This window comes from Roseiarcus sp. (assembly GCF_052145395.1).
Classification (GTDB): Bacteria; Pseudomonadota; Alphaproteobacteria; order Rhizobiales; family Beijerinckiaceae; genus Roseiarcus.
Genome location: NZ_JBKQOT010000850.1, coordinates 1 through 10502, shown reverse-complemented (window position 1 = coordinate 10502; position 10502 = coordinate 1). Strand labels below are relative to the sequence as shown.

The window sequence follows — 10502 nt, the reverse complement described above, 5'->3', positions numbered from 1 at the left end:
GCCGGGCTCACGACGTTGCCGACCGACTTCGACATCTTCTCGCCGCGGTTGAACAAAAAGCCGTGCACGACAACCTGGCGCGGGACCGGCAGGCCGGCCGACATCAGGAAGGCCGGCCAGTAGACGGCGTGGAAGCGGGTGATGTCCTTGCCGATCACATGCGCGTCGGCCGGCCAGAATTTCGCCCGCGGAGCCCCTTCGTCCGGGAAGCCGGTGGCGGTGAGATAATTGGTCAGGGCGTCGACCCACACGTACATGACGTGCTTAGGGTCGCCCGGCACCGGCACGCCCCACGAGAACGCGGTGCGGCTGATCGACAGGTCCGCGAGGCCGCGCTTCACGAAGGCGGCGATCTCGTTGAGATATTTCTCCGGCGTCACGAACTCGGGATGGGCGGCGTAGTGGGCGAGCAGCCTGTCGGCGTAGGCGGACAAGCGGAAAAACCAGCTCTCCTCCTCGACCCAGTCGACGGGCGCGCCGGTCGGCGCGAGCTTCGTCCCGTCCGGGGCGCCGTTCAGCTCGCTCTCGTCGAAATAGGCCTCGTCGCGCACGGAATACCAGCCGGCGTATTTCGACAGGTAGATGTCGCCGTTGGCGGCCATCCGCTCCCAGATCGCCTGGACCGAGCGGGCGTGGCGCGCCTCCGTCGTCCGCACGATGTCGTCCGCGCGCGCGTTCAGAAGTTCGCCCATCGCCTCGAACTCGGCCGCGACCCGGTCGACGAATTCCTGCGGCGTGACGCCCTCGCGCGCCGCCGTCTGCTGAACTTTCAGGCCGTATTCGTCCATGCCGGTGACGAACAACGTGTCGCGGCCGTCAAGGCGCATGAACCGCTGGATCGCGTCGGTGGCGATGCGCTCGTAGGCATGGCCGATATGCGGCGCGCCGTTCGCGTAGGGGATCGCGGTGGTGATGTAGAAGCGGCTCATGGCCTGATGGTCCTAGAGCATTTTGCCGATATTGGGAACGGAGCGGGAGAGTCGAGGGCACAGCAACCGACCGAAGGCCAGCGCCCGCGTTTTCGAGGTCACGGGCGACGGCAAATCCGTCGTGTCGCCCGAGAGGCGGTCAACATCGGCGACCAAAACGACACCGCCTCGTGTCACAATCCGCAACGGCGTTAAGGTTGCGGCGCTCGGCACGTGCGCCCGTGAGCTTGTCGCGAACTGTCTCTTCTGAGCCTGCCGCCTTCCTGCGGGGCGAGCTTGTTGCCGAGGTCTGTGCCGTCGGGCGTAACCGGCGATCACGACGCGCCAGCAAGCAGCTTGCGCGTGATGTGGCGGCTGCCGTGAACCACGCGAATGATGCCGACAAGTTCGCTGTTGGGGACGTGGCGATAGGCCACGACATACGGCCAGACATGTCCGATACGAACATGCCGCCCATAGGCGGGCCGCGGTGCGCCGCTTTCGGGATGGGCGGCCAATCGGTCGTAAAGCGCCTCAAGAGAGGCCGCGTAATCGGCGGCGACGCCAAGCCCCGCCATCGCCGCCAGATCGCGAAGAATGATCTCGGTGTCGGACTGCGCGACGGTCGAGACGATTACCCGCGCCATCAAGCCTTGAGGGACGCTAGCAGCGCCGCGTTGCGCGCCTTGTGCTCTTCAAGCGAAACGAACTCGCCTCGGTTAAGCGCGGCCAACCCCTCGTCAACATAGGGCTTCATCCATGCCTCATCGTCGGACGCGCCTTCCTCGCCCTTGGCGAGTTCGGCAATGCGTTCGCCGAGAAGCTGACGCGCCGCCGCGTCGACCGAGGCAAAGTCGCCGTTTGCCACGCGTGTTTTAAGCCATGCTTCTTGGTCGGGGTGAAGTGTTATCGCCATAGCCGTCTTTATACCACGAAAGCCGTTCGGTTCCGACGGCGAAATCAGGCTTCGCTTATGGAACAAGAAAGACCAACTTTATCAATGGCGTGCGCTCAATCTATAAAACCGGCAACCTGCTTCCAAGGGATTTCTGGAAACCGCTCCTTGAAGGCGGGCGGCAGACGACGCGACGCCTCGGAAATAAACTCAAGGCAGCGCGTTGCCGCGTAAAAGGTCTTGTCGTTGGCAAGGAAGGCGTCGACGTCGAAGCCGTCAACAAAACGCATCGAGCGCGTCGCGTTCGGCGTCAAGAAGCTCGTCGCGTTGGCGGCCACTCGGGGTCGAAGGCGCGGCGTCAAGGCTTCCCGGTCGATCATGTCAACCGAACCGAGAAAAAGGCGGGCGACGTATTCCTTCAGGCCCGCTTAGTTGAACATCGTGCCGACCACGGCGGGGTCGATGCGTCGCGGGTCAGTCGGCGAGAGCGGCCTCGTCCGGCTGCACGGCCTTCAGCTTCTCGATACCAAGCATGTTGAGAGCCATGGACTCATAGAACGGCTCGCTTTCGCCCTTGCGCATCTTGCGAAGGAAGTATTTCTCGAAGCCGATCTTGGCGACATGCACCCACTTGCCGGACGACGACCAGTTGACGTTGCGCGGCGGGATTTGCGGCTGGGCGACGAAGGCGATACCGCTGTCGCCGAAGTCGGCGAGACAGACGGCGTTCCACGTCCCCTGGAAGGACGGTTTTCCGCCTCGCAGGATCTGGCCGATGTTGCGCGCCGTCGCAGTGACCATGGATTCGATCATGAAGCCGGTTTTCGGCACGCCGCATCGCACGGGCGTCGGGCCAGTCGGCGGGATCGCGACGCAGACGCCGACCGAGAAGATGTTCGGGTATGCTGGATTTTGCTGATGCTTGTCGACGATGACGAAGCCGCGCGGATTGACCAGGCCGTCGATGCCCCTGAGCGGCGCGATGCCGCGGAATGCCGGCAGGATCATCGAGAAGCTGAACGGAAGCTCCTTGGTCGACTTGAGCGAACCGTCGTCTGCGACCTCCTCGACTGTCATCTTGCCGTCTTCGACTTTCTTGATCCGCGCGCTCGTCAGCCACGATGTGGTGCTCACGCAACTCGCCTTCGAGCAGGCCCTTGGTGTCGCCGACGCCGTCGAGTCCGAGATGGCCGATATAGGGCTCAGAAGTCACGAAGGTCATCGGCACTCGGTCGCGGATCTTGCGGCGGCGAAGCTCCGTCTCGAGGATGAACGTGAACTCGTAGGCCGGGCCGAAGCACGAGGCGCCCTGCGCCGCGCCGATTACCACCGGACCCGGCTTCTTGCAGAAGGCCTCGAACCTGGCCGCGGCTTTCTCCGCGTGGTCGATATGGCAGATCGAGGTTGTGAAGCCGTCGGGACCGAGGCCCTCGATCTCGTCGAACGCGAGTTCAGGCCCGGTTGCTATGATGAGGTAGTCGTAGCGCAGCGTCGAGCCGTCGGCGGTCTCGAGCGTATTGTCCTTCGGGGAGAGCTTCGTCACCGGGCTCGGCCTGAAGGCAATGCCGCGCTTGGCGAAGGCCGGGGCGAGATCGACCTGCAAGGCTTCGCGCTTGCGCCAGCCGACGGGGACCCAGGGGTTCGACGGAACGAAGTGATAAAGGGGGTCCTTGGTAACGACGGTGAGCTTGTCCTCAGGCCGCATCTGGCTCTTCATTTCGTAGGCCATGTTCGCGCCGCTGAGGCCGGCGCCGATGATGACGATCTCTGCCACTTGCTTTCCTCCGGTTCGGAGCCGCTCTGACAGGGCAACTCTCGCAACTCATCCTCTCTGATAGACCATTATATCATAATATGCAAATTTATCGTTTTGGTTGGCGAGCCTCAACGTGAGGCCTGTAGCCGCCCCGGCTCGCAGAGCGTCAAACGGCCCAAACCTTCCGGCGTTCGGGACGTTATCGCCTCCGGGGCGCGGTCGCAGCGATCTCGGCGAAGACGGCGAGGACATGCAGCTTTCGATCGAGGTTCAGCGCTTCCGTCTCGCGCGCCGCGGCGCGGATGCGGTCCCACAAAGACCCGATCTCCCACGCCTTCGCGGGCGAGGAGACGGTTCTGGCTGCGTAGCCGGCGAGCCACTCATAGAGCTCGCGGTGGAAAGCTTCGAAAGCCTCGCTCGACGCGCGCCCGGCGAGCGCCTCGGCGAGCCGGGCCACCCCCCGCGGATCGGGATGCGGCAACCCGGCGATGGTCGAATCGATCAGCGCGCCGACGCCCTCCGAGTCCGGCGACAGCCGCCCCATCGCCTCGCGCACCGACCCGTTGGCCCGCTTTGCGGCGCGGGCGACCGCGGCGGGATCGGCGTCGCTCCAGGGGGGCCCGAGCCCGCCGATCACATCCACGATTTCCGTCTCGGTCAGCGGGTCGAGTCTCAGACGGCGGCAGCGCGAACGGATCGTCGGCAGCACCTGCCCCGGCCGGTGCGACACGATCAAAATCAGCGACCGGGCCGGCGGCTCCTCGATCATTTTCAGCAGTGCGTTGGCGCCGTTGCGGTTGAGGTCCTCGGCGCAATCGACCAGGCAGACGCGCCAGCCGCCGAAGGCCGCCGACATCTGGAACACCTGCAGCGCGTCGCGGACGTCCTCGACCCGGATCTCGGTGAAAAACTTTTTCTTGTCCGTCTGCCAGACGCGGCGGACGAGGGAAAAGTCCGGATGCGCCAGCGCCGTCAGATGGCGCGCGGCCGCGATCTTCAAGTCGACCGAGAGGTCGCGCGCGGACCGGACGCCCGGAGCGGCCGGATCGGGGTTGGCGAACAGGAATCGAGCGAACCGCCAGGCGAGCGTCGCCTTGCCGACGCCTTCCGGTCCGCCGATCAGCCAGGCGTGCGCGAGCCTGCCCTCGCGATAGGCCGACAGCATCTCCGCCTCGGCGTTCTTGTGTCCGATCAGCCGCTCGGCGTGACGCGGATGGGGCGCGCCGGGAACGGCGTCGCTTTCCGGGGCCTCCTCGGCCTCGGGCCTCCTCATTCGCGAGCCCTCGCCGCGCCGGCCGGATCGAGCCGCGCCTCGACCGTCGCCCAGATGTCGGCTTCGACCTCGTCCTCGGGTTTCAGCGCGTCGATCACCGCGCAACGCTGCGGCTCCTGAGCCGCGATGTCGAGGAAGGCGCGCCGCAAAATGCTATGGAAGCCGATCTCCTCCGCCTCGAACCGGTCCGCGCCGCCCTGCCCGCGTCTGAGGCCGGCCCGCTCGAGCCCCGCCTCGGGCGGAAGGTCGAGGACAAGCGTCAGATCCGGACCATTCGTTCCGACGACGATCCGTTCGAGGCTGAGGATGGCCTCGACCGGCAGGTTGCCTGCGGCGCCCTGATAGGCGCGGGTCGAATCGGCGAACCGGTCGCATACGACCCATTGGCCGCGTTCGAGCGCCGGCAGGATCGTCACGTCCAGATGGTCGATCCGGGCGGCCGCGAACAGCAGCGCCTCGCCTTCGGCGCCAAAGGGTCTCGCGAAGCCCGATAAGATCACTTCGCGCAATTCCTCGGCGTGCGGCGAGCCGCCGGGCTCGCGCGTCCGCACGACGTCGAGACCGACCGTCCTGAGCCTCGCCTCCAGGCGGCGCGCCTGGACGGACTTCCCGGCTCCTTCACCGCCTTCGAGGGTGATGAACCGGCCACGCTGCAGTCCGGTCATTTGCGTCCGGTCATGGCCGGAATTCGCGCCAGCGCATCGCGGAGCGCGCCGCCGGCGAGTTCGATCCCGGCGTCGAGGGCGCGGCTCGTCAGGCCGCCGAGCGGAACGTAAGCGCCCGTCTTCAGCGGGGCGTCGACCACCAGCATTTCGTCGCGCCAGATCTTCAATCGCCCCGCGTCCTGGCCCTTTTCGACGGGCGCCGTCAACGGCCCGACATAGACGATCTTGGCGACGATCTTGCCGCTTTCGCCGTGCGGGACATAGAGCACGATCGGGCGGTCGCTGACCAGCGGGACCTCGCCCGCCTTGCCGCCGTAGACGGACGCCCAGCCGACGGTTGCGCCCGCCTCGAACACCGTGCGGCGGTCGAAAGAATGGAAGCCGTAGCCGAACAGCTGGCGAGCCTCATCGACCCGGTCGTTCGCCGTCTTGAGGCCGTACATAACGACAATGAGGCGCGCGCCGTCCTGCACCGCCGAGCCTACGAGGCCGAAGCCGCCGTCTGCGACGTCCGCGGCCTTCAGCCCGTCCGCGCCGAGGTCCATGGTCAGCAGCGGATTGCGGTTGAGCTGGCGGATCTTGTTCCAGGTGAACTCTTTCTCGCCGAAATAGTGATAATAATCCGGATAGTCGCGAATGACGTGCGCGGCGAGCAGCGCCATGTCCCGCGCCGTCGTGTGCTCGGCGGGATCCGCCTTTCCCCGCGGATCGGTGAAGTAGGACTGGGTCATGCCGAGCTCGGCCGCGCGCTTGTTCATCAGCTGCGCGAAGGCCTCCTCCGAGCCGGCCATGCCTTCCGCGAGGACCATCGCGGCGTCGTTGCCCGACTGGATAATCAGCCCGCGCAGGAGATCCTCGATCCGCGCGCGGCTCTTCAGGGCGAGAAACATCGCTGCGCCATGCGCGTGCGCCCCGCCCTGGCGCCAGGCCGTCTCGGAAACGTCGTAGACGTCGTCGAGGTGCAGACGGCCTTCCTTCAGCTCGCGAAAGATGATCTCCGCGGTCAAAAGCTTCGCGGTCGAGGCGGGCGGCGTCGGGACGTCGGCGTTCTTCTCGTAAAGGACGGCGCCGCTGTCGTAATCCTCGACCAGCGCGACCTCGGCGTTCGCGGCGAACGGCGCGGCCTCGGCCGGCCCCGCAGAAAGCGAGAGGCAGGCGACGAGCAGCGCGAAACTGAGCCCGATCGAGCGCACCGGAGTTCCTCGGAAGCGACATCGCGAGCGCGGCGCTTCTCTTTACAGGTTGGGGATTGCGGCAATCTTCCGCCGAACTGTGGCGAATCGGCGGCCGAACGCGGCGCGCCTCAGTCGTCGGCGTCCGTACCGCCCGCCGGCCTGACCCGATCGAAGGCCGCTCCGGTCAGGCGCTTTACCCGGCTCGACTCGGAGTCGGAGAAATAAAGGGCCTTCTCGGCGCTGGCGTGCAGCTCGGGACGTTTCGGCGGCAGGACCCCCGCGGCGGCGGTCGACGCCTTGGCCGGCGCGCCCAGCCGAGCCACGGACGGGCTCTTTGCCGCCCCGAGGTCGAACGGGCGCGGCGGCGGGAGCGGAACGGCCTCGTGAGGCTGGCGAATCGCGATCGCAGCCGGCGGCCTGATCGGCTCGGGCTCCGCCGCGGCCACTGCGACCTGGACGGGTTCGGGCGCGGGCGGAGGCGGCGGGGCCGGCGGAGGAGCGACGGGCGCCGGGGGCGCCGGAGGCTGCCGGGCCGAGCCGGACCCGAACAGGGCGCTGAAGAGCGAGGGCCCCGGCGCGGGCTCATTGTCGGCCACCATCACCGGCTCGGCGAGGCCGTCGATATGGGCCGGCGAGCCGTCGGTGCGCAACGACGCGAGCAGCATGTTGTCGTCCGAACCTTCCATCGGCGCGCGGCCGACATATTCGACCTTGATCTTGGCGGTTCCGGCGCCCTTGAAGCCCAGCACGTCGGCGGCGCGCGACGAGACGTCCATCACCCGGCCGCCGTGGTAGGGTCCGCGATCGTTGACGCGAACGATCACCGAATAGCCGTTGTCGAGGTTGGTCACCCGCGCGTAGCTGGGCAGCGGCATGGTCGGATGGGCGGCCGTGACCGAGCCCATATCGTAGACCTCGCCGTTGGCGGTGCGGCGGCCGTGAAACGCCGCGCCGTACCAGGACGCCATGCCTACGGCCGTATAAGAGGTCATTTCCGACGGCACATAGGTGTGGCCGGCAACGTGGTAGGCGTGGCCGACGAGGTACTGTCCGCCACCCTTCGGCACCGGCTGGCCGTCGGCGATCACTTTCGGACTGGCGTGGCCGTATTTCTTTTCCGAGAAATACTCGTGTCCGTGAGCATAGTGCTGGACGGTCTGATTCGCGCATCCCGACAGCGAGACGGCGAGGGAAACGCCTGCCGCCCCGATCCATAAGCTTTTGACCGCGAGGGGGCGCATGTCATGACGCGATACGCTCATCGACGCTCACCCGCACGCAACACCCGCCCGCGCGCCAAATACCGTCGGCTGACAATCTCGGGGCGCAGGCTTATGAAATCCACAACGCTGCTCGGCACTCTTGATCCCGCTTCGTTTCGATTCCGCTAACGAATCCGGCCACTTCACTTTGAAGCGATCCGGCGCTGCCGCGAGGCCGCATCATCGCGCTCCCTCACGTCCTCGTTGGCGTCAAGCCGCGGCAGCTCCACGACTCGCTGTTCCGGTTCCGGCTCGGCCTTTGACGTTCGGCGCCCGTGTCCCGCATCCCTGCCGTCCAATCGCGGCAACAACGTGGCCGTCCCATGGCGGCCGCCATTGTCAAATCGTCGCGTCGACCTGCACGCAGTTGTGGCGCAGGCCTTGCGACTGTCGCAAAAAAGACAAGACAGTGGCGGCCGGATGCATGCCTCCGGCCGCCGAGTTGCGGGAAGCCCTTGGATCACCGGATGACGCATCAATCACGCCTTCCGGGTGGTGCGGACCCGTCGCCTCCCTGTGGCCGCGCAACACGAAGGGTAAGAGGGGGTTCAGAACCCTTCGTTTTCGAACTCTTTGTTCGAGGCGGCTTCCTCAATCCCTAATAGGGAGAAATTGCGTCACATGCAACAGAAGAGTCGGGTTTTCGTCATACTCTTTTCATGCTGGACGTTATGCGTGCGCGACTTGTGAACACCCGCACGCGTTCGAAGCTATTGCCTCGCGTGCCGTAAGACCGCCGCGGCCCTTCGACCTCGCCGTTCCTGCATGGAGAACGCACGAATGCTTGCGCTGTCATGGCGCTTAAAGAAGAGCGGCGCATTCCGCTAAAGTGAAGTCTACGTATGTCCTCGACAGTTGGATCGAGCCCAGCGGGCGGAATGGGAAACGCCCGCGGCAGAATAAACATCATCGGGGACGCGTTGCAACTGGGAGGTGGTGGCGGCGCAACGACCGGATTCTCGCGACCTCAGGTCAGCGCGCGACAAGCGCCAGGTTGGCGAGCCGACGGACAAACGACCGCACCGGGCGGCCTGCAGACCGCCCGGAGCTGTCTAAGTCGCTCAAGACCGCGCTAGCCTTTCGGCCCTTGCGACCTTGCAAAAGAATACGCCACGCGCCGGCGATGCGGGAAGAGCGTAATTACCGTTGCGCGCCGCGCGAATTGTCGCACCGGGCAGGATCGGGGAACGCGCGACTCGGCGGGGCTCGAACCTGCGTGCCCCCCGTAGAGCATTTTGCGGTTGGATCGAGGCGCCGCTGTGGCCGCGATCGCTGATCGCGGCGGACGCGGTCGGCGACCGCGTCACCAAAGGGCGATTCGACAGAACTGAAATCTGCTCTAGGAGGCGAACGCAAAGCGCTGGCAGACGAATGCTTCCGCGCTCGGGCGTGCTTAATTCAACTGGAGTTTGGCTTAGACGAGTAACCAGCCGACGGTTATCGTGAAAGTCTCTGTAATCCCGCGATGGGCCCCTCGATGTCCATCGCCAATGACGTTTGCGCCGTAACAGCAACCTCGGTGCGATTTTTCGCATTCATTTTTTTCATGATATTGCGAACGTGCACTTTCACAGTGCTCTCGCTAATAGACAATTGGCAAGCGATTATCTTGTTCGACTTTCCCTGTTGGATAGCTTGCACGACACTGGACTCACGTTCCGTTAATGCGTCGGGCGGCGGAGACGCTACCGTCGCCGAGGGACCGTTCGGCTCGAAGGCAAACAGATAATCCGCTGGAAAGTAGGTGCCTCCCGCTAAAATGAATTGCACCACCCCAATTGCGATTTCAAAACTTGTCGTGACTGGGATAAACCCCTTTGCGCCAAAGTTGATGGCGGTCTTGGCCAATTCCATGTCGTTCACGGCGCAAACGACGATCGGAACGCTTGGATCCAGGGCTGACAAGACCCTGAGCGCATGAACGCACTCCGCTGGTCGGACATCCGTCAGACAGAGAAAAACGAGCGCAACCGAGTCGCTAAAACGACTTTCGAATTCCGACACCGTCGAGAAGGTCACAATGGGCAGCGAAAGCGCCGCCAGCATGCCACGATGCATGCACTCCCGGATGAACGTACGCGGTTCGACCAGCGCGATGTGACGGTCGAGTTCTGTGTCCGCGCTTGCGGTTTTACGATGGGCGTCGACACCGACGCTCTTTTGTTCGGCCGGCGAGGAAGACGCCTGTGGCCGCGCCTCTACAATTGCGATAACGGTACCGTGATCCATCAATGTTCCCCTGATCGTCATGATCAAATTCTTGATCAATCGGACTTTTGAGCCCCAGAAGCCGCTACCCAAGCGTCCTCTTGTAGATGCGGTAACCTGCCGTACGACGCCCCGACGCGCCGCAAGTTGCTCAGACTCATGTTAACGGTCGACTGACTTGTCGGCTGGTCAAAATTGACCACACAACTGAAATTCCTGGGAGCGGCCTATTCGCGTAGAATTACGCTCATCAGCGAACTGTGGACTTTCAGGTCCCTGTTGTATTCGATGAAGCCGAGCTTCCTGAATTTGTTCATGAAGAAGCTCACCCGCGGCCGGGTCGTCCCGATCATCTCCGCA

10 protein-coding genes and 1 pseudogene are annotated in these 10502 nt (G+C 64.7%); all 11 read right to left on the bottom strand.

The window, feature by feature from the left end; translation table 11 throughout:
* Window positions 1-929: methionine--tRNA ligase (locus tag ACLP25_RS29645; RefSeq protein WP_442472676.1), on the bottom strand; the 929-nt coding region annotated here is incomplete at its 3' end.
* Window positions 930-1243: 314 nt separating this feature from the next.
* A complete protein-coding gene (locus tag ACLP25_RS29640) occupies window positions 1244-1555 on the bottom strand; it encodes a type II toxin-antitoxin system RelE/ParE family toxin (protein WP_442472675.1) in 312 nt (103 codons plus the stop codon).
* The gene (locus tag ACLP25_RS29635) at window positions 1555-1890 is read right to left on the bottom strand and encodes a hypothetical protein (RefSeq protein WP_442472674.1); all 336 of its coding nucleotides are present in this window, start codon (window positions 1888-1890) and stop codon (window positions 1555-1557) included. Before ACLP25_RS29635 ends, ACLP25_RS29640 begins: the two co-directional genes overlap by 1 nt.
* Window positions 1891-1919: 29 nt before the next feature.
* Window positions 1920-2183: a HepT-like ribonuclease domain-containing protein gene (locus ACLP25_RS29630; protein ID WP_442472673.1), complete on the bottom strand. Its 264-nt coding sequence runs from the start codon at window positions 2181-2183 to the stop codon at window positions 1920-1922.
* A 94-nt stretch (window positions 2184-2277) separates the two neighbouring features.
* Window positions 2278-3577, bottom strand: a pseudogene (locus ACLP25_RS29625) (NAD(P)/FAD-dependent oxidoreductase).
* Between the two features lie 181 nt (window positions 3578-3758).
* Window positions 3759-4832 carry a DNA polymerase III subunit delta' gene (locus ACLP25_RS29620; protein WP_442472672.1) on the bottom strand — a complete coding sequence of 358 codons (1074 nt, stop codon included), beginning with the start codon at window positions 4830-4832 and terminating at the stop codon, window positions 3759-3761.
* Window positions 4829-5497, bottom strand: coding sequence for a dTMP kinase (gene tmk / locus ACLP25_RS29615; RefSeq protein WP_442472671.1), 669 nt, complete (start codon window positions 5495-5497; stop codon window positions 4829-4831). The genes ACLP25_RS29620 and tmk overlap by 4 nt, the downstream gene beginning before the upstream one ends.
* Window positions 5494-6690, bottom strand: a complete 1197-nt coding sequence (locus tag ACLP25_RS29610) for a D-alanyl-D-alanine carboxypeptidase family protein (RefSeq protein WP_442472670.1) — start codon at window positions 6688-6690, stop codon at window positions 5494-5496. The genes tmk and ACLP25_RS29610 overlap by 4 nt, the downstream gene beginning before the upstream one ends.
* 110 nt (window positions 6691-6800) lie before the next feature.
* Window positions 6801-7913, bottom strand: a complete 1113-nt coding sequence (locus ACLP25_RS29605) for a septal ring lytic transglycosylase RlpA family protein (protein WP_442472669.1) — start codon at window positions 7911-7913, stop codon at window positions 6801-6803.
* 1458 nt (window positions 7914-9371) lie between these two features.
* The gene (locus ACLP25_RS29600) at window positions 9372-10184 is read right to left on the bottom strand and encodes a LuxR C-terminal-related transcriptional regulator (RefSeq protein ID WP_442472668.1); all 813 of its coding nucleotides are present in this window, start codon (window positions 10182-10184) and stop codon (window positions 9372-9374) included.
* A 185-nt stretch (window positions 10185-10369) separates the two neighbouring features.
* Window positions 10370-10502: helix-turn-helix domain-containing protein (locus ACLP25_RS29595; protein ID WP_442472677.1), on the bottom strand; the 133-nt coding region annotated here is incomplete at its 5' end.